Raw genomic sequence first — 24677 nt, 5'->3', positions numbered from 1 at the left:
ATTCTTACCTCTCAAATGACGTCAATAACGACGTCGTTAACGACGGTAAGTTACCAGTCACAATCCTCAATCATAAGGCGGCCTCAAACGGCCGGTTACAATGTATCCTCCATGCCGGATTCATTCTATCTGACCGGAAACCATAAGGGCTTTTCGGAATCCGGTCCTTCGGAGGTCCTGGAGGAGATGGCAAGGACAAAATGTCCGAACATGGCGTTCATCCTGGATGAAATCGACAAGGCGCCGCGTCATCGGGATTATGGATGTTTCCAGGATGCCCTGCTGATGGTGCTGGACAGGAAGGAGGCTGAAACCTTCAAGGATTTCTGGCTGAACCTTACTGCCGACCTTTCCTGGCTTTCCTGGGTGCTGACGGCAAATGATGTGGACAGGCTGACGGCACCGCTCAGGTCACGCTGCACGGTCATTCAGGTCAATGCACCGACCGCCAGCGACGTTCCTGTCCTTGCCCGGAACCTGATAAGGGAAATCGAGGAAGAGCGCGGGCTGTATCCGGGATGGTACCAGCTGGACAATATGGACATGACCGCGCTGAAGAAGGTGTTCAGGGGCGATCTGCGAACATTCAGGAAGTATGTGGAGGTGGTTGCCGACAGCAAGGATGACCATATGGTCAGGGCATGAGGAACGGGACAGCCCATCGGGAAGGGCTGGTCCCGGCCGCTCAGCGCGGATTGTACTCCGGCCGGGCGGTATCGGCCCGGCGCTGGAGACGCATGGCATCCTCCAGGTCGGAAAGTCCGGGGTGGCCATGCGGACGTGCGCCCTCAGGCCAGTGAAACAGCCGGTCCTGCGGTGTGATGGGCTGGTCATTGATTGATGCGAACCGTGCGCGCATCAGCCCTGTGGCATCGAATTCCCACATTTCGTTGCCATAGGACCGGAACCACCGTCCCGTATCGTCATGCCATTCATAGGCAAAGCGGACGGCCATGCGATTGTTGCGGAAGCCCCAGAGTTCCTTAATCAGGCGGTATTCATGTTCCGCGTGCCACTTGCGCGTCAGGAAGGCCACGATCTCGTCACGGCCATGGATGAATTCCGTCCGGTTGCGCCACTGGCTGTCCACTGTATAGGCCAGTGCCACCTGTTCCGGGTCCTGGCTGTTCCAGGCATCTTCGGCAAGGCGGACCTTGCGGGTTGCGCTTTCAATATCGAATGGCGGAAACGGTGGTCGAGACATGGGAAGGCTCCTGGCCTGGTTACAGTCATCAGGGGTGCCGCATTATTGTGTTTCCTTCAAGACATTGATGGATACGTTCGTGCCGGGATCTTCCGGTCCGATGCAGGCGCGGCCCGGCGGACGGCGCTGTCGTGATCCATGGGGCCGGGACCAGATCCGAAAAAGCGGGTTTTACTGTGTTGAACGGAATTTGTTCATAAGATAGGTGCCGGACCTGACAGGCGAGAAGACAGGCGGATGCCCGGTGGAAACGCAGTTGGGCAGCGCTTCGATCATACTGTCCCAGTCCGGCTGCTGGAAAAAGGCCAGTGACTGGCGCCGGTCCTGCCCCTTGCGGCTGGAGGGCGGGTTGACGACACGGTGCACCGTGGAAACCCAGCGGTTATTCGTCCATAATGCCATCAGATCCCCGATATTGATGACAAATGCATCCGGTATGGCGGGTACGGCCTGCCATTGCCCATCCGGCCCCAGAATTTCCAGCCCGCCAGAACCCTGTTGCGGAAGGAGTAGCGTGAGCGTACCGTAATCGGAATGGGCCCCTGCCCGTATCTGTCCCGGCTGTGGCGCGGTGTCCTGTTCCGGATAGTTCAGGCCACGCAGGGAACTGATCGGTGCCCTGAAATAGGGGTTGAAATAGGCTTCAGGCAGGCCCAGCGCGCAGGCAAACAGGCGCATGATCCGTTCCGCCAGCTTCTCCATCGCGTCGTAATAGGCGATCCACGCGGCATGAAAAGCAGGAGAGACGGCGGACCATGGCGTGGGGGCATAGCAGAATGCCAGTTCATCCGCGCCTTCACGCCCGGTCAGGGGATGGATCGGGCCGCAGCTGAAGCTTTCCTTCAGGTCTGGCAGCAGGGGGCCGCCATCCATGCCGGCGCGGGATCGTGCCAGTGCCTCGCTTTTGACTGTAAAATAACCATAGGGGTCGCCCGGCTGCCGGGGGCGGGCCTTCAGCTTCTGCTCCAGGGGCAGGTCAAAAAATTTTCTGGTCTCGTCCCACATGGTTTCAATCAGGTCTGCCGGAACGCCATGTCCGGTGATGGCCAGGAATCCCGATCGCCTGCATATCGTGTCAACCCGGCTGCCATATTCCAGCCGTCCGGTGCTGGAAGTGGTTTCAAACTCATGTAAATTGACAAGTGGAAAGTCATGCTGTGCGGTCATGTCCATTCTCCCGTTGATATGGTGGAGGGAATACGTGTTCCAATACTGTTCAGTGTCCGGATACGGGTTATTTGGTGAAGCGGATTCCAAATATTGTTTTTGTCATGATGACGATCAGGAACGTAACGATGATGCTGAATGTCGAGACCGCTGCGGCCTCGGGGGTGAAATTCAGTCTCAGATAATCGAACAGCTGTATGGGAAGCGTGGCTGTCCCGACATCCTTGAGCAGGAAAGATGTTGAAAACGCATCGAAGGAAACAATGAACCCGAACAGGCAGCCACTTGTCAGGCCGGATTTCATCAGCGGCATGGTGACACGATAGAACGTGACGAAGGGTGAGGCCCCCAGACTCCGTGCCGCCAGTTCCCATGAGGGGTCGAAGCTCCTTAATGATGTAGAGACGTTGATATAGATGAAGGGCAATGTCAGCAGTACATGGCCCACCAGCAGCGCCACGGAATAATGCACCCCGATGCCCATCGCATAAAAGAAGAACAGCAGGCCGATTGCCGTCAGGACTTCAGGCAGGACCAGTGGCAGGGTCATGCCCAGTCGGACAATATTGGCAAGGGCCGGTGTGGTGCGCATGCTAAACAGCGCGGCCATCGTGCCGATAACGGCGGAAATGGAGGTGGCCGCAACCGCTATTTCCATTGATTCGATAAAGGCCCGCAGGAATACGGCATTATGGAAGAATGTCCGGTACCATCGCAGCGACAGTCCCTGTGGCGGAAATGTCAGGAACGCGCCAGCATTGAACGAGGCAAGCACGACAACAAGTATGGGTGCCAGAAGAAAAAAATAGACGGCGCAGCACAGGACCGGCAGCAATCGCGGCATATTCATCAACGGCTCCAGCGCAGGGGGGTCAGACGGAAAAACACCAGCACGATCAGGGCGCCAATGGCACTGAGCACAAGCGCCTGCGCGGCACCGAAAGGCCACTGGAACGCATCGATCAGGGTATTGACCACAGTCATGGGCATGGTCTTGACCCGCATGCCGCCAATCAGCATGGGCGTTACATAAGCACTGACGGACAGGATGAAAACAAGGACACAGCCGGACTGGATGCCGGGCATTGTCAGCGGCAGGATGACCCGCCGCATCGTTATGGCGGGCGAGGCCCCCAGACTGCGGCCCGCCAGGAAAAGCGCGGGATCAAGACTTCGGATCGTGCCAAAAATCGGCAGGATCATGAAGGGCAGGAAAACATGGGTCAGCGCGATTACGATGCCCAGGCTGTTATACATGAGTGGCAGCACCGAGCGGGTCAGCCCGATATCGCGCGCCAGACGGTTCAGGATGCCGTTATTGCCCAGAATGACGGTCCAGCCATAGGAACGGACCACGATACCAACCAGCAGGGGCATCAGCACAATGCCCTGCTGGATGGCTCTGGCCCGGGCGGAAGAATGCGCCATGAACCAGGCAACGGGAAAGCCCAGCACCAGTGTCGCGCAGGTCGTAACCAGCCCGATCCATAGTGTCATGGCGGTCTGGTGGACAAGATAGCCGTCCGTCAGGACCTGGACATAGTTCCGCAGTGTAAATCCGCTGCCATAGGGCCTGTCATCAGCGGCAGGGTGCAGGCTGATGAAGATGATGTCGATATACGGAATGACCAGGAAAACCAGCAGGACCACAACGGCCGGCACGATCAGCAGATATTTCCTCATGGCCTGCAATCCGGGATAACCCACAGGGGGGCATCGGCCAATCGCACCCCTACCCTGTCACCGCCCGCATGGGATGGGGGCGTGGCGGTCTGGACATGGAGTTGCTGCCCGTCTGCTAGCGCCAGTACGTAATTTGTTAGGTTCCCACCGTACTGGACTGAAATGACGGTTGCTGGCACTGCGTCGGATGCCGCCGGTGGCGTAATGCATATGGATTCCGGGCGGATCAGGATATTCCTGGCCGGGGCGGGCGCCGTGATCGCGCTGCGTCCGTCAAGCGGGCGGGTGCCCAGGGGCGTCACGACAGCCAGTTGGCCATTATCATGCGCAACATGGCCGGCAAGATAATTTGCCTGCCCGACAAAACTGGCGACCTGAAGGCTGCCGGGGCATTCATACAGGTCACGCGGCGGGGCAACCTGCGCCACGCGGCCACCAAACATCACCACGATCATGTCCGACATCGCCATGGCTTCGGCCTGGTCATGGGTGACATAAATGGTTGTTATACCGATACGTTGCTGCAGTTCCCGTATGAACACCCGCATCTCCTCGCGCAGGATCGCATCCAGGTTGGCCAGCGGTTCATCCAGCAGCAGTATCCGCGGTTCGATCACCAGCGCGCGGGCCAGGGCCACACGCTGCTGCTGGCCGCCGCTCAACTGGCGGGGATGGCGGTCTGAATGGTCCGCCAGATGCACAAGATCCAGCACGGCGCGTACCCGCTGGCGGATGGCATCGCGCGGCAGCCTGCGCATCTCCAGGCCAAAGGCGACATTCTGCCCCACCGTCATGTGGGGAAACAGGGCATAGGACTGGAAAACCATGCCGATGTCACGCTGTTCTGGCGGCAGTGCCGCGACATCCTGCCCGTCAAAAAGGATGCGTCCCCTGTCGCAGGCATCGAAACCCGCCAGCACGCGCAGGGTGGTTGATTTGCCACATCCCGAAGGACCCAGAAAGGATACGAAATGCCCGTCATCTATCGATAGGGAAATATCATCAAGCGCACGTGTCCTGCCGAAGTGGCGCGTCAGATTTTCAATTGCAACGGTGGTCATTCAACCTCTTTCCCAAATATGTGCGCGTGCAGGGCATTATCCGAAAGTGCGGGACCAGCGCTTATCAAGCTCGACGGCGTTCTGGTTGATCCAGTGCCAGTCCATGGGCAGGATCTCTTTCATCCTGTCGCCGGTAACGGGCACGGCGTCAGCAAGGTCCGGCGGGATGACGACCGTGCTGTTGACGGGGGAGACAAAGAACTTCTGGGCCAGCATAAGCTGTGTCTCGGGTTCCAGGATGAAATCAAGATAGCGGTACGCCATGTCCCGTGCGCCGGCGTTGACACAGATGGTAAAGGTCTGGTCCCACATCAGCATGCCTTCGCGTGGCATGATGCACGCGACCGGCAGCCCCTGCCGGCGCAGGCGCGCGATTTCACCAAAATCGAACGGAGAGACGACAATCTCGCCCGTGCCCATCATGGTGGACATGTTGAAGTCGGTCTGCAGCACGGGGCCAAGCCGCCCCAGGGCGGCGAATGCCGCGTCCATGTCGGTCGGCCCGCTGCCGAACATCTGGCCGGCCAGGCATAACATGGCTTTTCCAACACTGTTCTGTACATTGTACAGGCCGATCCGTCCCCTGAATTCCGGGTTGGTCCACAGGTCACGCCAGCATGTGGGCGGGTTTTTCACAAGGTCCGTACGGTAGCCGATGCCAATGGGTGAGATCATGCCAATGACGGCCCATCCGTTCTCGATCAATGCCGTGGGATAAAGTTGCCGGGCATGCGGCAGGCGCGAGAAATCCAGTTTTTCAAAGTGGCCCGCGCGCAGCAGGGGTTCCACAAAGACGTCATTCATCATCAGGATGGAGTAGTCCGAATGTCCGGGGCCGGACGCCCGTAATGTCGCACTGAAGGTCCGGCCAAATCCTACATCCAGTTTTACATCCGCGCCGGTGCGGGCAATAAAACGCGGCATCAGGTCGTCACGCCAGAACGTTTCCCAGCTGCCACCATAGGTTGTGACGACAAGCGGTGGCGGAGCCGCCCGGGTAGCCCTTCCCACCAGTGCGCCCGTCAGGCCCACGACCCCGCCAGCAATCAGGTGACGGCGCGACAGACCGCTCATTTCCCGTCAGCCTGACGGTAGGTATAGTTCCGGTTCAGCCGCTCCATGAGGTAATCCCCCCAGCAGACAGGGGGATGAAGCGGCGTATCGCCTGCATGCAGCAGGGACGAAGGGCATTCGATGACGCTCTGCATCGACGGATCAAAGAAGAATGGCTGTGAGAAACGGCGCCTCCCCGAACGATTGATGACCCGGTGCGGGGTGGATGCAAACCGGCCGTTGGACCAGCGGGAAAGGATGTCACCCACATTCATGACGAATGTATCGGGAATGGGCGGTGCGGCAATCCATGTGCCATCCTTGCTGCGCACTTCCAGTCCTCCGCTATCGTCCTGGGCCAGGATGGTGATGAAACCATAATCGGTATGGGGCGCGGCACCGATGCCGTGCTGGCTGTCCCGTTCCTGTTCCGGGTAATGCAGCAGACGCAGGAAAAGGGTGGGGCAGTCGAAATGCGGCAGGAACCATGTGGGCAGCAGCCCCAGCGCTTCTGCCAGCGCGATCGTGATGTCCCGGCCCAGGCGGGACAGTTCCGTCATGTAGCGCAGGGCCATTTCCCTGAGTTCCGGCACGTCCGCCGGCCACTGATTCCGGCCCTGTAACGGCTGTCCGGCACGCTCCCGCAGTTCCATTTCACTGAGTTCATGCATGATCATGAGCGAATCGCTCAGATTGGGCTTGGACACATTGTCGACTGTCGACGTTTTAAGTGTCGAGCTGCTGTACGGAATGAAACCACGATGGGCCGTGTTTATCCGGATCCCGTTCTTTGTAACTTCAGGCAGGTCATGGAACCGGATGGCCGTCTCGCGCAGTCCGTCCACCAGTTCGGCAGGAATGCCATGGCCGGAAAGATAAGCAAAACCAACCGTTTCCAGTGTTTGACCCAGTTGTGAAACGGCTGCGGCACGGGTGTCGGACGGCGTATGGTCGCGCAGGGGGCCAACATCTATGACGGGTATTTCCTGTGGGTGTGTTTTCTGTTGCACAATTACCCTCAACCGATGATTATTGGTAACGATAAAAAGATTATTTCGAAAGAATGACATCGCCATGAATCAAATTCAACCGGTATTAATGCCCTGTTCCTTGATAATTGACACGGACCCCGGACATGATGACGCGTTCGCCATTCTTCTGGCACTGGCATCTTCCAATGTAACGGTTCTGGGGCTTACGGCCGTTGCCGGCAACATTCCGGCCCGCATGGCGGCCGAAAATGCCCGGCGTATTGTCGAACTGGCGGGGCGCGCGGAAGTCGAGGTCAGGACAGGGGCGGACCTGCCCCTTTTCCGCCCGGCCCGTCACGCGCATGACATTCACGGCAAGACCGGCATTGATGGCTATGACTGGGCCGATCCGGAGGCGCCCCCGTGTGGGGGGTATGGACCCGAATGGATCATTTCCACAATCCGCCAGCATCCTCCCGGCACCATCACCCTGCTGGCGCTTGGACCTTTGACGAATATCGCACAGGCATTCCGGCGCGCGCCCGATATCGTTGCCCGTCTGGCTGGCATGGTCATGATGGGCGGTGGTTTTTTTGAGGGCGGCAATGTCACCCCCAGCGCGGAGTTCAACATTGTGGTGGACCCGGAAGCGGCATCCATCGTCTTCCGTTCCGGCGTCAGGCTGACGGTGCTGCCGATTGACTGTTCCAACAGGGCGCTGATGCCCGGGGGATGGGCGGATTGCTGTGCCGCACTGGGCACCCGGACCGGTGATGCCTGTGCGGGAATGATCCGGTTCTTTGAACGGCACGGCAACGCCAAGTATGGCACCCGGACACGGCCCCTGCATGATGTACTGGCCATGGCATGGATTCTGTGGCCGGAGCTGTTTTCAGGCCGCGCCTGTCATGTCGGGATTGAAACCAGTTCCCCCCTCACGCTGGGCATGACGGTCGTGGACTGGTGGCATGTACTCGGGAAGGCGCCCAACTGCCTGTGGTTGCGTGACTGCGACCATGAAACCATCTATGCCCGCATCCTTGAATGTCTGTCGCGCCTGCCATGACCCTACGCCCTGAACGGTTGGTTATCTGCAATCACCTGGGGCCAGCACTCCAGGCTGCCTGTGCCAACCTGCCATATCCCGGCATCCGGGTTGTAGATGGAAACCCCGGAAAGCCGTGGCAAATCCCCGAGGAGACCGATATTCTCGTCACCGGGCCGATAGAAGGCTGGCAGGACGCACCGTCACGCCCCCCTTCTTCCTGGCCTGGAAAACTGCGCTGGATCCAGCTTTCATCTGCTGGGGTGGATTTCTATCCGGAGTGGCTTCTCGACGGGCCACCTGTCGCGCTGGCGCGCGGGGTCAGCGCGGCTGACATTGCGGAATATGTGATGCTGGCCATCCTGCGTGTCGAAAAACATCTGGACCAGATCACGCTTAGAAGCCGAGCGGCCTGGACGCGGCATGATATTGGTTCCGCGGCAGGCAGGGTTCTTGGCATCATCGGCTTCGGAGCGGTTGGACATCAGGTTGCCCGGCGGGCCAGGGTGTTTGACATGCAGGTTCTGGCCTGTCGACAGTCGGCATGGATTGAACCACCCCCATCGGGTGTGCGGGCCGTAGCCGATGTGCGGGATATCCTGGCGCAGTCGGATCACCTGCTGCTGTCCTTGCCCCTGACGTCCCGCACCCGCCATATGATGGATGCGGACATGCTGGCCCATGCCAGGCCCGGGCTGCATATCATCAACGTTTCACGGGGCGGGGTCATGGATCATGCAGCATTGCTGGCGGGACTGCGGAGCGGGCGCATCGGCCACGCCACCCTGGATGTAACGGACCCCGAACCCCTGCCCGCCGGCTCCCCCCTGTATGGCCGGGAGGACGTGTTGCTGACGCCCCATGTCGCGGCAAACGGACGGGATACGCAGCACAGGTTCATCAGGAAATTTATCGAGAACATTGACCTGTTCTGTAAAGGGCATCCCCTGCTGGACGTATATGACAGGCATCGTGGATATTGATCCGGGTTAGTAACGAATCACCTGTGGTGACAAAATCTGGCCATGCACGTTTGATTCCCGTCCCGACAATTGTTTGGATGTTATTTTTTTTGCCGCCTGACACATATGATATGATGGAAGTTAAGGCGTTGGAATCTGCCCGGCCCTCATGACCACGAATGCATGCTTTCATAAAAATACAATGAAATGAGTATCTTTCGTTCCGGAATGAAAACCATATTTACTGACAGTTTTTACTATGTGCGTGTATGGAGAAATAAGTGCCCAGCTCAACTTTTGTCTTTGTTAAAATACTTATTGACAGAAAGTAGGTGTTTCGGCTGTCTTGATACGAACAAGTCGGGCGAGATTCCATGAATATACGAGATTTGCTCCCTTCGTTTGGGTCGACTGTCGACAATATAGACATACGTACCCTTTCAGACAGCGAACGCGCTGAACTGAAAAAAGCCCTGAATGAGCGCGGCGTTCTGGTCATAAGGGAACAGTTACTGTCAGCAGCGGAACTGCTGGAAGTGGGCCGGAAGTTTGGTCCTGTTGAATACACGGTCCGCGGGGATTTCCAGCATCCCGATGTACCGGATGTCTATGTTATTTCCAATATTGTTGAAGATGGAAAGCCGCTGGGTAATCCTAATGACGGATTTGCATGGCATACCGATCTCAGCTTTCTGGAAAACCCCACGGCATTCACGTTCCTGTACGCGATCGAGACCCCACCCGTCGGGGCAAATACGGAGTTTGCCAGCACTCAGGTTGCCTATGACCGTCTTCCGCCTGCGCAGCAGGATGAATTTGATCATATCAGGGTAAGGCATAGTTATGAAATGCTGCATGCCACACGCAGGAACGCCGCCCCTCTCTCGGCTGAGGAACTGCAGAGAATGCCCGATGTGATCCATCCCCTGGTGCGTACCCATCCCGATACAGCCAGAAAAGCATTGTATCTGGGGCTTAATACCTCCCTGCCGGTTGGTATGGACCCCGAGGAAGGCCAGAAGCTGATTGAAGATCTCATGGCGCGTACCACTATTAACGGACCCGTCTATTCACACGAATGGCAGCCGGGGGATCTGGTCATATGGGACAATCGTCTCATGCTGCATCGGGCAACTGACTATGACAAAAAGGCTTACCGGCGGCTGATGTATCGGGTCACGGTTAAGGGAGAGCGGCCTTTTTAAAGAAGGCCACGACCGTGGACCCGCCTTTAATTAATTTCGATACCGTTATGATTGAAAACAAGACAGTAGGAACGTCTGGAACTTTCCCCCATAGATAAGGAAATGACTGATGAAAACTTATACATTCACAGGTTTTCTTGCTGCCTCGACAATTCTTTCTTATTCTGCCCTGGCGCAGTCAACGGTTGCACACGGAAATCACCCTGCCACGCAGCAGGCTTCAGCGCCGCAGAAGTCCGGTACGGCCTCCCCTCCCCCTTCAAAGGTGGAAATTCTCAAGGTCCTGGGCCATGTGCTGCCCAACGGGGTGAACCGTCAGGCCGTGGGCGGCGGGCTTATGGTCAATGTTACCGACCCCAAGGCCCGACAGGTTGTAACGCAGGACTACATTGCAAAGCAGGTCCCTTCCGCCAATCCGGAACAGTTGCTGCAGTTGCAGCCCGGTGCCAACGTAACCAAGGGGGACCCCTTCGGCCTGTCTGTCGGACACATGACGGTGCGCGGCCTTGATATCAGCGAAATTGGCTGGATGTTCAATGGTATGCCATTCAATAACGGCGCGGTCTATCCGAATGAAATCGTGGATAGCGCCAATCTCTCCTCGATTGCCCTGACGCCAGGCTCTGTCGATTTTGATGTTCCCACATTTGGCGCGGCGGCTGGCGTGGTTGACATGACATTCAGGGAACCCGCGCACAAGGCGGGTGGTTATATCAATCTTGGTTACGGATCCTATAATTACAACAACGAATTCATCCGCCTTGATTCAGGCGATATCGGCCGTTCCGGCGTGCGGGCCTTTTTCTCTTTCTCCCATACCTTTGCTGATGCATGGCATGGGCCGGGCTACAGCCAGAGGCGCCATATCGACTTCAAGATGGTGAAGGATTTCAAGAACGGCAGCAGTTCATCCCTTTCCGTGGCCTGGAATCATCAGGAGTTCATTCTTGATCGCTGGCCGACCATGTCGCAGTGGAATCAGGCAGGCACGAAGTGGACATACGCCTCAACCTTTACCCCGGGCACCAACACCTTCTGGGGTATGCATATGAGCGCGTTTGATAACGTTGCTGTCAGTGCACCCAACCATATCAAACTTACCCCCGCGGCAGAAATTGTCTTTACCCCGTATTTCTTTCATGGCCATGGTGCCGGTCCCGGTGGTGCCAACGTGACCGAAACGGGCCTTTATTCGGGCGCGGAAAAGGTTCCGTTCATTTCGCTGCCGCTTTCAAATGGAACAGGGGCGAATGCGAATTCCACCGAAGTCTTTACGCCGACAATATATGACCAGTTCCGAAGTGGCGCGAACCTGGCCTTCAATTACAAACTGAAGCATCATACGCTGACATTGGGCTACTGGTATGAATACCAGAATGCCTCCACCGTCGGGTTGATGGAAAATATCAAAAGCAATGGCATGCCGGTCAGTCTGTGGGGGAGTTCCGGCATCATCAATCTGCCGAACGGAACACCTTATAAATCATCCCAGACACTTACGCTTGGGCAGGTCAATGGGCTTTATATCGGTGACCGGGCTCATTTCTTCCATGACAGGCTTGAAATTGACGGTGGCTTCAAGGAAGTCATGTATACGGAACGCGGCTATAACGGCATTAGCGGGGCGACGCCAACAACCCTGGTTGCCGGGGCGGAATATAACCGGAATGTTCATTATGCCGTACCCCTGCCAACTCTGGCCGCCCGGTACACGTTTAATGAAAACCATATGATATTCCTCAACGGTGGCACCAACTTCCTTGCCCCGGCCTCTTCCCAGCTTTTTGATGTTTTCAGCATGACATCCGGTGCCCGGACCCAGCAAGGCGGCACAAGCCTCAAGCCGGAATATTCCATTGTTGAAGAAATCGGGTATCGGTACCATGACAGGCTTCTGAGCGGGTCTGTCACGTTCTTTAACTATAATTTCACCAACAGGCAGATCAGCACGACGCTTGAACAGAACAATGTTCTTGTTACCCAGTACATGAATGCCGGTGGACAGACGTCACGCGGCGTTGATGTGGAGATCGGTTTCCGGCCATGGCACCACCTGCGTCCATTCCTGTCTGGCGAATATCTGAACGCGACAACGGATAGCAACATGATTACGTCCAGCGGAGCCTACCTTCCCACCGCCGGCAAGACAGCCGTACGGTCGCCCCACTGGATGGGTTCGGCCAGCCTGGATTATGATGACGGGCATTTCTTTGGTAATGTCAGTGCCCATTATACCAGTTCACAATATTCGACCTTTATGGATGATGAAAAAATGCCTGCCTATGTCACGGCGGACATGACGCTGGGCTATCGCCTTCAGCAGCTGGGTTTTGCCAAGTCCCCTACCGTGCAGATGAATTTCGTCAATATTGCCAATAACCATTATCTTGGTGGTGTTTACACGGTACAGAACAATGCCCATGCCGCGCGTGCCATGAATGGCAGCACGGTTCAGGCTTCCGGATCGCCCACATATCTGCCGGGTGCCGGTTTCGCCGCGGTTGCAAGTATATCAACGGCTTTCTGAGCGGCGGAAATTAAATTGTCGACAATCGATTTTGTTTCTGTTAATCCGCTCCAGGCTCGGAGCATGCGATGTATCATTTATAAAGGAATTAGGTTTCACCCTGCTGTTCGTAAACATGTATTCAACAATGGCAGGGCTTGATCCCTGAAATAACCGCTTTTTACTGTTTCACCTGATAATATGTAATGGTTGCCCGGATCGGGGAATATACAAAACAGACAGGGGAGGAGACCCATAGAATGGCAGCAGGGTTGTGTAATCTGTTAAAGATATCACCAGAGGAACGCATGGTGCGGCAGGAATTGGCCGCATTATATCGGCTGGTGGCTTATTTCGGGATGTCCGATATCATCTATACCCATATCAGTGCCCGTATCCCCGGAAAGCCCGGCCGGTTTCTGATCAACCAGTACGGTATGCTGTTTCATGAAATCTGTGCGTCCAGCCTGGTGGAGGTAAATGAAGAGGGTATCGCGTTATCCGAAAATCACGAAGTGGATGTTCAGGTCAATCCGGCCGGTTTCAATATTCATGCGGCCGTACATGCGGGACGGCCTGACATAAACTTTGTACTGCATACGCATACGCGCGCCGGTGCTGCCGTATCATGTCAGAAACAGGGGCTGTTACCGATCAGCCAGCAGGCTTTGATGTTTTATAATCGCCTTGGTTATCATGATTACGAAGGCTTTGCGCTTGATGTTGCCGAACGTCAGCGCCTGATTGCCGATCTGGGTGAAAACAAGGGTCTTGTCCTGCGCAATCACGGGCTGCTTGTTGTCGGCCGTAATGCGGCCGAAGCCTTCAATCGTATATATATACTTGAAAAAGCATGTGACATTCAGATTGCCGCCCTGTCAGGGGGGGCGGAACTGGCCATGCCGGCCCATGAAGTCATGGAACTGACCGGCGATCTTGCATCACCAGAGGGGGTGGCCGATTGGGAATGCCTGGCGTGGCAGGCCGTACTGCGCCTGCTTGATAACCAGCCAACCGATTATCGTTCCTGACATGCCCGGAACTGCTGGCATATGTAAATGGATGGAAAGGTCAGGGTTCAGCAGTTCGATATCGACGTATGTTTTTTTTCACATCATTATGTCCCCGCCTGTCATTTCATATAGGTCTGTAGGGTTCGGGGAGAATGGGTGTGTTGCCGAAAGATAACGAAGCTCTGCCACGTCTTATTGGTGAGAGCCTGATAGACATTATCGCAGAGTCGATCATCTGTCTTGAATTTGAACCGGGCACCCAGCTGATTGAGGAAGAATTCTGCAACCGTTTCAATATCAGCAGGGCACCCGTGCGTGAGGCCCTGCATGTGCTGTGTTCTGAAGGACTGCTTGAACGCAAGCCGCGGCGTGGCGTTTTTGTCCCGTTCCTGTCAATAGAACGGCTGGATGAAATATGCGCCTGCCGTGTACCGCTGGAAGGGCTGGCCGCCGCCAGCGTTGCCCGCACCGCCACCAGTGCCATTATTGCCCAGCTGGAAGCCTGCCTGAATGATATGAAACGTGGCATCAGGCGTGGGAATACGGAAGATGCCTTCGTTGCCAATGTCCGTCTTACGACCAGTATTCACATGAACTGTCAGAATTCGACATTGCAGAAAATCCTGACAACACTGGACCGTCAGGCATTGCGGTACCGTTTTTTCTGTTACAATAAACGTTCGGATTTCATAAAGAAAAGCCTGAACAGTAATGCACTCATCGTACAAGCCATACGGGAGAAAAATGAAACGGATGCCAGTATGCTGACGCAGGAACTGGTGCAGGATAGCTGGAAAATGATCAGGAATATTATCAAGGATTGAAAATCCCGTCAGCCATGGATGCTGCTCGGTTGCGACGTTACCGGCCATGGGGGCACGGATAACAGCAAAGTCGGCAGCGCTCCCCTGCCCTTACCCCAGCCCCTGCAATCTGCCCCTGCGTTCCCTATCCGGCACCCGGCACGGTCTCGATAACATGCCGGAAACGGTCCAGTAAAATACGGGCCAGCGTATTGCGCCCTGCATGCGGGGTGATGATGGAAAGGGACTGGCGCCGGATATCAATATTCCGTAATGGAACATAAATCAGATCGCCACTCCTGACTTCCGCGGCAATGTCCAGCGCGGTCAGAAATGTCATGGCATGGCCGGTCGAGACGATCCGGCGCATTGTTTCCACCGAATTCGTTTCGATAACGGGATCAAGTTTCGTACCGATGCGTGCGGCCAGCAGGTCCAGATGCGGCCGGATCGACATGGCGCAGTCACCAATGATCATGGGATACTGGATACAGTCCATGAAAGTGACCGATTTCCTGCGCGCCAGTTCATGCTGGGGCGCGACAACAGCTCCAAGCGGGCATTCCCATGCATGAAAGACATCAATGCCGGGACTGGGCGGAAAGTCAAACCCGATACCGACATCGATTTCACCGGCCAGGACATCGCGGATGATGTCATTTTGGGAAATGATCCGGACATGCAGGCGGATGTCGCTGCGGTTTTCACGCAGATCCGAGATGACGGCGGGAAGGATGGTCGTGGCCGGCCCGTTCATGATCCCGATCATGACATCGCCACGCCGCAATCCCTTTATGTCATCAATAAGCCTTTGCGTCTGTTCCATATCTTTCAGCGTGCGGCGCACATGCCGCATCAGCACCTCGCCCGCGGGTGTCAGGACCAGCCTGCGTGGCGTGCGGTGAAAGATCGGTGTCCCCAATTCGGCCTCAAGTGCGAGCACCTGCCGGTTGATGGCGGTAGAGGACGTATGCAGCTTCTCCCCTGCCCTGCGCATGGACCCGTGCTGCACGATGGCATCAAGGTAGCGAAGCAGTCTTGCATGCAGCATCTACACACTCCTTCATACCGGTTCTTCCGGCCCGCACACCCTGCCGGACATTGGCATGACCCGCGGCATGCTAGCCTACCGCACGCAAAAAGGCAGCGCTTGGCGCGAAAATATATGCTTCTTACGCATCCATGCCTGGTTCTACACTGATGTCAGGCGATAACGGAGAGAGCATGCCGATGACACAGGGTATCAGCCGCAGGACGGCCCTGCTGGGCCTTGCCGGTGGCGTAACGGGGCTTTCCATGCCATCAATCCGCCGGGCGCGGGCGGCCATCCCCATAAGGTTTGTCATGTCGTGGTACGCGCAGGCCGAATTCGGTGGTTTTTATGAAGCGCTGGCCAAGGGCTATTATGCATCCGAAGGACTGGACGTTCAGATCGAGGCGGCAAGCCCGCAGATGAACGTGCCCCAACTCCTGCTTGCCGGGCGGGCCGATTTCATTACCGGCTATGACTTTCAGGTCCTGTCGGCCGTGGCGTCCGGTATTCCACTGGTTGCCGTTGCCAGCACGTTCCAGCATGACCAGCAGGGTCTCATGACGCATGATGGCATTACGTCACCTGAACAGCTGCGCGGGCATCCCATCCTGATCGCCAGCAGTTCGCACGCGACATTCTGGCCATGGCTGAAGGAAAAATACGGTTTTGATGATTCCCAGGCCGCCCGCTATACATTCAATCTCCAGCCTTTTTTCGCAGATCCGTCAGCCGCTGTTCAGGCCTATGCCTCCTCTGAAATCTGGGATGCGCGGCAGCGCGGCGTCCCGGTACGGTTTTTCCAGTTTGCCGGGCTGGGATACCCGCCCTATGGCGCACCCATCGTGACAACACGGCAGAAGATCGCGCAACAGGGTGATACCGTCGGGCGTTTTGTAAAGGCATCGCTCATGGGCTGGCGCGATTACATGAATGACCCCGCCATGGGCAATGCGCTGATCCAGCAGGCCAATAACCGCATGACACCGGAACATCTCGCCTTTGGCCTGAGTGCCCTGCGTGATGCGGGTGCCCTGCTTTCCGCGGATACGGCCGTGCGGGGGCTTGGCACCATGACGGCCGAGCGCTGGAAAGCCACGCGCGACTTCATGGTGGCACACAAGCTGCTGGCGGAAAGTGCCGACTGGCAGGCCGCGTTTACCACAACCTATGTCGATGCGCTTCGGATCATGCCGTCATGAACACTCTGATCTACAATACGGCCGGTATCCTGACGGGCCTGCGTGGCGCGGCGGCCCGGGCGCAGGGCAGCATCCGCATCCGCAATGGACGGATTGCGGAGATTGGGGACCTGTCCCCCCTGCCCGGTGAAATTGCGCTGGATGCCAAAGGTGGCGTTGTAACCCCAGGACTGGTCAGCACACACCACCATCTTTTCCAGACAATGCTGAAAGGCATTCCCGCGGCAATCAACAAGCCGCTTGAGCCGTGGCTGCGCCTGGTACCTAATACCTACTGGAGCCGGATAGACGAACGGGCGCTCAGCGTGGCGGCCCGGGTGGGCATGGTGGAACTCCTCCTGTCAGGCTGCACCACTGTTGCTGACCATCATTACCTGTTTTCCGGCCTGTACGCCTACAATCCGGCGGATGTCCTGTTCGAGACGGCACGGCAGTTGGGCCTGCGTTACGTCCTGGCGCGTGGGGGTACAACGCAGGCAAGAAAATTCGATACTGATGAGATCATCCCCGCCCCCACCGAACCGCTGGATGTCATGCTCAGGCGCGTGGGGGACCTGGTGGGGCGTTATCATGACCCCTCCCCCACATCCCGGTGCCGGGTGGCCTTTGCCCCCAACACGCCTACATGGGGTGTGACGCCGACGGAACTGCGCGAATCAGCATCGGCAGTGCGCAGCATGGGTATCCGCCTGCATTCACACCTGTCCGAGACGACAAACTATGTGAAATTCTGCCTGGAAACCTACGGCATGCGGCCCCTGCAGTTTGTTGCCGAACACGACTGGGTTGGCCCGGATGTCTGGTTCGCCCATCTGGTGCATCTGGATGAAAGCGAGATTGCACTTATGGTGGAAACCGGCACGGGCATGGCCCACTGCCCCCAGAGCAACTGCCGCTTGGGTTCCGGCATTGCCCCGGCCGCCGCGCTGGATGCACGGGGGGGGCGTGTGTCGCTGGCCGTTGATGGCGCCGCATCGAACGAAGCCTGCGACATGGGGGCCGAGATGCACTGCGCGTGGATGATCCATCGTGCCGTTCACGGTGCCGATGCGGTCACGGCTGAAGATGTCATGCGCTGGTCCACGTCTTCGGGGGCGTCGGTTCTGGGGTATTCCGAACTGGGCAGCGTGGCCATCGGGCAGATTGCCGATCTGGTCGTCCATCGGCTTGATTCTCCCCGTCATGCCGGTCTGCATGACCCGCTGATCGCGCCAGTCGTGTCAGGCGCTGCCAGTGTCCGCCATGTGCTGGTGGGGGGGGAACCTGTTGTGGTGGATGGAACGGTTCCCGGCCTGGATCTTGAACGCCTGCTGGATGAAGCCAGGAGTGTTGTGGGGTGCCTGGACCGGAAAACCCCCTGATCCCGTCCGGATCAGGACGGTCAGCCCGGCCCGTCTTCTTTCTTGCGAACGTACAGGCACATGAGCATCATCATGCTGATGAACTGGAAGGCCGGCTGCTGTCCGTTCCATGAATGCGATTGCCACATGGCAAACCATTCACCCCCCACGACGGTAAAGCCGAAGAACCAGACCAGAAACCCCATCATCGTGCCCCACGGGACCAGGCGGGTGGCGTGACGGAACGTGGCCGGGTCGCTGCGCAAGGCGCGGAGCATGGCGCAGGCGGCCAGTATGAACAGGATGCCGGTCGCGCCCTCGCACGCAATAATCAGGTCATAGCCCGCCTGCCACACGACCGGTGAGGTCATGGCGCGCCACATGAGCCGGTTATGGGGGAAAGTCGTGTCCATGCTGAGGACATGACGCACGAACTGGTAATTGGAATCATAGTCCGTAATATTATTGAACATCACGATCAGGCCAAAGCAGCCGAAGGCTGCGACCATGACGGTCTTGGACAGACGTTCACCATCAATGCCGGTCATGTTTCTTTTATTCTCCCTGCCCGCATGGAATGACGGGTTCTGGCATACGTCCAGCCGCCGCCAGTGGCCCTGGCCGGATCAGCATCGCATATCGTAACGATGTGGCAATATAGGGAAAATCGGTTTACGGGCGCATTTCCATACCGGTTCCACGGCTGTCATGCCCATGCGGGTGGTTTATCGGTCTGCCAATGCGTTTTTTAATGGCCACGCAGCGTCTGGGCAAACAGGGCACGCACCCCGTCTGAATCCACATCGGTGCAGATGCTCTGCTCGGGCCGGTTGTCCCACGCATTGGGGGGGAAGTTCTTGCCCGCGGGTTTCTGGATTGATTCCCCATCCGCCACGCCGCCACAGACAACACGGACCGCTCCCCTGCGTGTCCTGAACAACTCCGGCCTGAGCAGATAGGCGCTGGCCGAGGCATCATTCACATACATGGCATCCAGCCCCAGCCGCTGCTTGTGGAACGCCATGTAGAAACGTGTCACATCCCATATCAGCGCGCTGGCCGCGCCACCCTGATCGCGTATGTGCTGCAGATAGGCATCGGTCATGGTGGTCTGGAATGTTACATCCACGCCCACGATCGTCATCGGCCATGCTGCCCCACACACCAGGTCGGCCGCCAGAGGGTCGCCCCTGAAGTTGGCTTCGGCCGCAGGCGTGACATTCCCCAGGTCACCATGCAGCCCAAAGCCGCCGCCCATCACGATAACCTCCCTTGTCAGGCCCGCAATGGCGGGATCGTGCCGCAGGGCCAGCGCAAGATTGGTCAGCCTGCCCAGTCCCAGGATCGTGACTTCGTGCGGGTGGGCACGGACCATGTCCACAATCATCTGCCAGGCGGGGCGCCCGTCCACCGTCCGGGTCAGATGGGTGGGCAGCGTGATGTTGCCCATCGCATTATCGCCATGGATGAAGGTTGGCGCCGTATCGGTGCGGTTGTCGAGCGAAATCCCGGCCCCTTTGGCCACGGGGGCCTGTATGCCGAATTTTTCCGCCAGGAACAGGGCATTGCGCGTGGTGTTGGCCAGCGTGCCATTCCCGTTGACGGTGGTGATGCCAATGATTTCCACTTCCGGGGCGAAATGCACCAAAAGCAGGGCCATGGTGTCGTCCACGCCAATATCGGCATCGACAATCACCTTGCGTGGTGTGGGTGACGGGGCGGCCGCCGCAAGTGGCGCGGGCCGGGCAAGCCCCCCAGCCAGCAGGCCACCCGTGGCCGCAAGGAAATACCGGCGTGAAAACAGATCCGTCATGATGTCTTCCTGTCTGGCTGCGATTTTTTACGGGCGCGGGTATCGGGCGGCCATACCACCCCGTTACCCGTATCCATGCATGAAGGGCTGCGGGCCGCAGCCTGCATCAGGGCCGGGTGTGGAAACGGGAAACGACTGGTTGGGAAATCATGATGGTTTCATTTTTTCCTGAACAGATCGTTTTTGTTTGTACTGTTTTCAAAGGCCGCGAATTTTTCCTCCAGTATCCATTGGGCCTGCGCTTTTTCATTCTGCTGCAGGAAAGTAGCGCAGGCTGCCGGAACGCGTTCGGGCCGCATGCCGGCATGGGCACAGGCGGCCACCGGACGGAACGGCGCGGTCCGTGCCCACAGGCTGCTGCCGGGCAGGAAGGAATATTCCAGACCGGTACGGGAAAGATCCTTGAATTCATGATACGTGAGCGGCCATGTTTCTGCCGCGCGCACGTATTCATGCGTCAGGTTGATCCGTTCCACCCCTTCATCGTCGGTGGAAAACGCAACCGGAACACCAGCGGCCCGATAAAGCTGGAATGGATGCGCATTGCCCCGCACGCCCAGTATCTGGTCGTTACTGGTCTGGTTTATCTCCACCATTACATGCCGCCGGGCCATTTCGGCCAGCGTGGCGCTGGCATCCTGTTCGTAAGCCATGTCCACGCCATGGCCGATCCGGCGCGCACCGGCAATCCGGACGGCCTGCGCGATATGATTCCACAGCCCTTCCGGCGGGACCAGACCCTCGGCCAGTTCACCCGCATGCAGGCTCAGATTGACCTGCGGATCAAGCCCGGACATGAACTGGAACATGCGCATATGCAGGTCATAGTCACGCATGGCAACCAGATTGTCTTCCGGTGCGACAATATTCACGCCCACAAAGCGCGAATCAGCCCGGACAAGGGCATAGGCACCCGAAATCTGGGAAAAGACGACAGATGGGCTCAGCGTGCGGAGTGTGGCATACAGGTAACGCACCCTTACCCCGCACCCCGGAGCGGCCTGCGGCGTGCCGCAGTGCAGCAGGGTGTGCATGTCGGCTTCCATGCGGTCGGTTTCCTGGCGGGCCTGCGTCAGGAACTGCTGTGTCTCCGCCGGGGAATAGCTGGCCTGCGTCGCCGCGAAATCCTCTCCCCGTAGCGGATTCTTCTGCCCGCGCTGGATCAGCGCCCCGATGTCGGGAGAGATCATGAGTTCGAGATAGGTCGTGTGGTCATCCGCCGCGCGTGTGACGGCTTCGGCCAGCATGGCCCCCTCATGCGTTATTCCCATGCCGGGGGCGAACCGGGGGAAGGTACCAAAAAACTGGTCATGGCCCGATGCGACATCCGCCGAAGGATGGAAATTACGCATGGACAGGGAATTGACCATGCTGTCTTCCGTCCGACTGTCTGCTTCCACGGTGGCGGCATTGACCATCTGCCCCCTGCCCTGTGCGCAGTGTTCGGACTTTATGGCCTTGTGGTCCAGATCCACGCACAGACCATCCTGGGCCGCCCAGCGCAGCGTGTTTTCCGCATATATCGCACCGACAAGATGGTTGTGAAGGTCAGCCCCCTTGGGGAAGTCATGCATGAAGACCTCAAGCATGGAATGATCATGCCGCAGCCGTGCAAACAGCTGCGCCGTCGTCTCTTCGGAAGAAGACGCCGCGGCCGGGTTGCATGCGACAAGTAACGAAGAGACCGCCAGGATGGACGAGGCTGTCGCCAGCTTTACCATGATTTCATTCTCCAGCTATCGGCAATACGGACACAGTATAATATGGACCGGGTTCGTATAAAAAATACGGCCCTCTTTGTAGGAGGGCCGTACTCATACGTGATGCAATGACCTGTTGATCAGAAAGAGGTGGAAATCGTTCCCGTCATGCTGAAGCGGGGTTCCACATAGAAGCTTGCGCCGCTTCCGGCAGCGGACATGTTTCCGTTCATCAGGCGGACCGAACCATTGCTGGTCCCGATACCCCTCACACCCGTCCGGACAATGGCGCCCGTAAGGTTGGTGAAGTTCAGGCGGAACGTGGGCGACTTCGCATACAGGAACGGCTTGAAGTGATAGCCAAGCGACAGCGTATCCGTGACATAGCCCGGGATCCGCTCGTCACCAGCCAGCGTTACGGACTGCGGGCCGGTATAGTGCAGTGTCGCGTTACCGAAGAAGCCGTATTTCTGGTAGGTCAGGCCGAAATTGGCCATGACATGCGGCGCCTGCGGTGCCTCGTGCCCTTTCGTGGCAAAGTAGGATGCGTTGCCATAAATGTCTTCGGCACGGATGTTGGAGTCCATGCGGGCATTCAGGTATTCAACCGACGCATAAGGGCTGAAACCGTGGAACGGGCGGGTCGAGATCATGGCATCCACGCCGCGTGCCGTCTGGTTGCCGGCATTGACCACGCCGGACTGGCCGCCACCGATATAGGTGCTCAGCAGACGGTTGGTGATGTTGTAGTTGAACAGTGACAGGTCAACGATGATGTACTTGTCATGGTAACGATAGCCCAGTTCTTCCTTGATGGAATACTGGTTCTTGGGCAGGCCGCCGGCCGCACCGCTATTGGCGATGGCGCTGGGCGAAGGCTGGCGGAAGTCGCCTTCGGCGTTCACATAGATCTGGTTGTGATCGTTGAAGGTGTAACCGATGGACAGGTGCGGCAGCGGGGTCGTGTTGTTTTCACCATAACGGCCGCTGACGGCCCCGGTGCTGGCAAATGACTTGTACCAGTAATTGGTCATGACATACTTGAAGCCGGCATCGACGGTCAGCTTGTCATGCAGGTATTTCGCGCTGTCGCCAATGAAGATGGAATGCACTTCAAACCCGGCATCATTGCCCGAGAAGGAACGCAGGCCCGTCGTGGCGCTGGAAAGCTGGAAGTCGATGTTGTTCGGGCTCGGGTTCCGGCCGTTTGCCATCTGCGCGCTGACCGGGAAATGCGTCAGGTAATCTTCGTTGTGGTACCAGTAGCCGATATAGGCATGGTTATGCCGGTCGATATCGTAGCCAAGCTTGGTGGTGACACCAACCTGCATGGCGTAATCTTCCAGGAAGTAGCTGGTCAGGTTGGTGCCGGCGGGAACGGCCGTGCCCGTGGCGTATGTGTACTGACCCGCCTTGGCCGTGCCATCGGGTTCACCATCCCAGCCCTGGCCAAAGTTGAAATACGGGGTGATGTCGAACTTGAATTTCGCCGGCAGGACAATATGGACCGGAGCCGTCAGGAAGATCTTGTTCCAGTGGTCAATGTTGTTGCCCCAGTAGTCATTGCTGGAGGAATCGGCACTGCGGCCGTAGCCCTGACCGGTGTGCTTGTATTTATAGAATTCGGCGGCGTTGGAATAATTGTCGATCGTGAAGTCTTCATAGTTCCACGAGATGAAGAACTTCGCAAACGAACCGTTCTGCCAGTCCTTCTGCACGCCAAAGTCGATATGCTTGCGGCTGTTGATGCCCGAACCCATCCACGAACGCGCATGCGTGTTGGAGAACGAGAAATACGAACGGATGCCGGTCTTGCCGATGTCACCGGATTCCAGCCGGATGAACTCACGCGACAGGTTGTTCGTGCCGTAGGAAAAATCCATCAGGCCACCGAATTTGTGGCCCGGCGTGTGGGTCCGTTCATCCATCACGCCCGCTGCGGCGGACGTGGTCGGAATGTCGATTGCGGAACTGCCGGGCGTGACGTTGACGGATTCCAGATCTTCTGAATCCACGTCTTCCGCCATGTAACTGGCGCTGGCCGCCGGGGCACCGTCAACCAGCAGGCCCATGTCGGCATCGGTCAGGCTTCGGCTGATGATGCTGCCACCCTGCATGCCGGACGTATCGGGCGTGGAAACGCTGACGCTGGGCAGTGTCTTGATCAGGTCAAGCGCCGTGCTGGTCGGGCTTTTCATGTCGATGAACTGCTTGCCGATGCTCTGCACGGTATGCGGCGCGGTTTCAAGGCGCATCATGCCACCGCCGCCATCACGCGCCGTGCGGTCGACACCGACATGAATGACTTCCGGCGTGGCGGAGGCCGCGACCGCCTGCGGCTTTGCCACCGTGGCGGCCTTGCCCGCCACATGGCTGCCGGTGTGCCGCACGGCGACATGGCCCTTGACCGGCTGCGCGCCGCTGGCCGTTGCCGCCACGGACCGCGACACGGGCCCGACCGTTGTCAGAAATGTCGTGACCAGACACGACATGGCAAACAATGTTCTGTTACGATACATGTAACGTTTCATATAACTTCCCTCCCCCGAGGAACTGGACCGGACACCCCGACTTGGTCAGGAATCAGATATTCACGCACCCATCACTCGTTAAGCGTGAACTTCATGTCTTTATTTTCAGGCAAACCTGTCCCGATGTCCAGAGACACCGATAAAGTAAACACTGAAAGTAAAAACGTAACCTCTACATTTTTTACAATAATTTATAAAAAACTAAATAAAAAACAAAAAATACGCTCAATTTTTATTGATTTTATTATTGTGGTAAATTTGCAACTAAATTTCAGGATAATGCACGGAGTGGGGTCGGTACATAGAACGGGCACAGATATACGCTAAGGCTGGCTGCTGAGAGTATATGACGGGAAACAGGTGTTTTCCGTCATTTTTTTCTTGCCGG

Annotated in this window: 21 protein-coding genes; 9 read left to right on the top strand and 12 right to left on the bottom strand. The window is 57.3% G+C overall.

Annotation, left to right across the window (positions count from 1 at the left end; genetic code table 11):
• Positions 1–645, top strand: a 645-nt coding sequence (locus CFR78_RS14510; protein WP_338075349.1) for an AAA family ATPase, incomplete at its 5' end; no start/stop codon positions are given.
• Positions 646–685: 40 nt separating this feature from the next.
• Here the strand turns inward: CFR78_RS14510 and CFR78_RS14505 are convergent.
• The 7 genes from CFR78_RS14505 to CFR78_RS14475 form a co-directional block, all read right to left on the bottom strand.
• Complete coding sequence (locus CFR78_RS14505) at positions 686–1204, bottom strand: nuclear transport factor 2 family protein (RefSeq protein ID WP_007398700.1); 519 nt, start codon at positions 1202–1204, stop codon at positions 686–688.
• 171 nt (positions 1205–1375) lie between these two features.
• Complete coding sequence (locus tag CFR78_RS14500; RefSeq protein WP_110581310.1) at positions 1376–2371, bottom strand: isopenicillin N synthase family dioxygenase; 996 nt, start codon at positions 2369–2371, stop codon at positions 1376–1378.
• A 67-nt stretch (positions 2372–2438) separates the two neighbouring features.
• Positions 2439–3221 carry an ABC transporter permease gene (locus CFR78_RS14495; RefSeq protein WP_110581309.1) on the bottom strand — a complete coding sequence of 261 codons (783 nt, stop codon included), beginning with the start codon at positions 3219–3221 and terminating at the stop codon, positions 2439–2441.
• Positions 3221–4054, bottom strand: coding sequence for an ABC transporter permease (locus CFR78_RS14490; protein WP_110581308.1), 834 nt, complete (start codon positions 4052–4054; stop codon positions 3221–3223). The genes CFR78_RS14495 and CFR78_RS14490 overlap by 1 nt, the downstream gene beginning before the upstream one ends.
• Positions 4051–5115: an ABC transporter ATP-binding protein gene (locus CFR78_RS14485; RefSeq protein ID WP_110581307.1), complete on the bottom strand. Its 1065-nt coding sequence runs from the start codon at positions 5113–5115 to the stop codon at positions 4051–4053. Before CFR78_RS14485 ends, CFR78_RS14490 begins: the two co-directional genes overlap by 4 nt.
• 36 nt (positions 5116–5151) lie before the next feature.
• A complete protein-coding gene (locus CFR78_RS14480; RefSeq protein ID WP_110581306.1) occupies positions 5152–6189 on the bottom strand; it encodes an ABC transporter substrate-binding protein in 1038 nt (345 codons plus the stop codon).
• Positions 6186–7178: an isopenicillin N synthase family dioxygenase gene (locus CFR78_RS14475; RefSeq protein ID WP_258366177.1), complete on the bottom strand. Its 993-nt coding sequence runs from the start codon at positions 7176–7178 to the stop codon at positions 6186–6188. Before CFR78_RS14475 ends, CFR78_RS14480 begins: the two co-directional genes overlap by 4 nt.
• 100 nt (positions 7179–7278) lie before the next feature.
• Here CFR78_RS14475 and CFR78_RS14470 point away from each other — a divergent pair, with 100 nt between their 5' ends.
• The 6 genes from CFR78_RS14470 to CFR78_RS14445 all read left to right on the top strand — a co-directional run bounded on the left by CFR78_RS14470 (position 7279) and on the right by CFR78_RS14445 (position 14694).
• Positions 7279–8205, top strand: coding sequence for a nucleoside hydrolase (locus tag CFR78_RS14470; protein ID WP_110581312.1), 927 nt, complete (start codon positions 7279–7281; stop codon positions 8203–8205).
• Positions 8202–9167, top strand: a complete 966-nt coding sequence (locus CFR78_RS14465) for an NAD(P)-dependent oxidoreductase (RefSeq protein ID WP_181417548.1) — start codon at positions 8202–8204, stop codon at positions 9165–9167. The genes CFR78_RS14470 and CFR78_RS14465 overlap by 4 nt, the downstream gene beginning before the upstream one ends.
• 353 nt (positions 9168–9520) lie before the next feature.
• A complete protein-coding gene (locus CFR78_RS14460) occupies positions 9521–10351 on the top strand; it encodes a TauD/TfdA dioxygenase family protein (RefSeq protein ID WP_110581304.1) in 831 nt (276 codons plus the stop codon).
• Positions 10352–10460: 109 nt separating this feature from the next.
• Positions 10461–12878, top strand: a complete 2418-nt coding sequence (locus CFR78_RS14455) for a TonB-dependent receptor (protein ID WP_110581303.1) — start codon at positions 10461–10463, stop codon at positions 12876–12878.
• A 239-nt stretch (positions 12879–13117) separates the two neighbouring features.
• Positions 13118–13888 carry a class II aldolase/adducin family protein gene (locus CFR78_RS14450; protein ID WP_110581302.1) on the top strand — a complete coding sequence of 257 codons (771 nt, stop codon included), beginning with the start codon at positions 13118–13120 and terminating at the stop codon, positions 13886–13888.
• Between the two features lie 134 nt (positions 13889–14022).
• Entirely contained in the window at positions 14023–14694 is a 672-nt protein-coding gene (locus tag CFR78_RS14445; protein WP_050800690.1) for a GntR family transcriptional regulator, read from the top strand.
• 124 nt (positions 14695–14818) lie between these two features.
• Here CFR78_RS14445 and CFR78_RS14440 read toward each other — a convergent pair whose 3' ends face one another.
• A complete protein-coding gene (locus tag CFR78_RS14440) occupies positions 14819–15724 on the bottom strand; it encodes a LysR family transcriptional regulator (protein WP_007398684.1) in 906 nt (301 codons plus the stop codon).
• Between the two features lie 173 nt (positions 15725–15897).
• Between CFR78_RS14440 and CFR78_RS14435 the strand changes: the two genes are divergently transcribed.
• Both CFR78_RS14435 and CFR78_RS14430 read left to right on the top strand, forming a co-directional pair.
• Positions 15898–16905 (top strand): ABC transporter substrate-binding protein, encoded by a 1008-nt coding sequence (locus tag CFR78_RS14435; protein WP_181417547.1) that lies wholly within the window; start codon positions 15898–15900, stop codon positions 16903–16905.
• On the top strand, positions 16902–18266 hold the full coding sequence (locus tag CFR78_RS14430; protein ID WP_007398681.1) for an amidohydrolase family protein: 1365 nt from the start codon (positions 16902–16904) through the stop codon (positions 18264–18266). Before CFR78_RS14435 ends, CFR78_RS14430 begins: the two co-directional genes overlap by 4 nt.
• A gap of 20 nt (positions 18267–18286) precedes the next feature.
• Here the strand turns inward: CFR78_RS14430 and CFR78_RS14425 are convergent, their stop codons facing one another.
• The 4 genes from CFR78_RS14425 to CFR78_RS14410 form a co-directional block, all read right to left on the bottom strand.
• Positions 18287–18793 carry a DUF2165 family protein gene (locus CFR78_RS14425; RefSeq protein ID WP_110581300.1) on the bottom strand — a complete coding sequence of 169 codons (507 nt, stop codon included), beginning with the start codon at positions 18791–18793 and terminating at the stop codon, positions 18287–18289.
• 200 nt (positions 18794–18993) lie between these two features.
• Complete coding sequence (locus CFR78_RS14420; RefSeq protein ID WP_110581299.1) at positions 18994–20058, bottom strand: nucleoside hydrolase; 1065 nt, start codon at positions 20056–20058, stop codon at positions 18994–18996.
• 158 nt (positions 20059–20216) lie between these two features.
• Positions 20217–21779, bottom strand: a complete 1563-nt coding sequence (locus CFR78_RS14415; RefSeq protein ID WP_110581298.1) for an adenosine deaminase family protein — start codon at positions 21777–21779, stop codon at positions 20217–20219.
• 119 nt (positions 21780–21898) lie between these two features.
• Positions 21899–24250 (bottom strand): TonB-dependent receptor, encoded by a 2352-nt coding sequence (locus CFR78_RS14410; RefSeq protein WP_110581297.1) that lies wholly within the window; start codon positions 24248–24250, stop codon positions 21899–21901.
• Positions 24251–24677: the final 427 nt, after the last annotated feature.

Origin of the sequence: Komagataeibacter rhaeticus (assembly GCF_003207855.1) — a bacterium.
Classification (GTDB): domain Bacteria; phylum Pseudomonadota; class Alphaproteobacteria; order Acetobacterales; family Acetobacteraceae; genus Komagataeibacter; species Komagataeibacter rhaeticus.
Note: the sequence above shows the minus strand (reverse complement) of the source record. Positions and strands in the feature narration are given on the sequence as shown.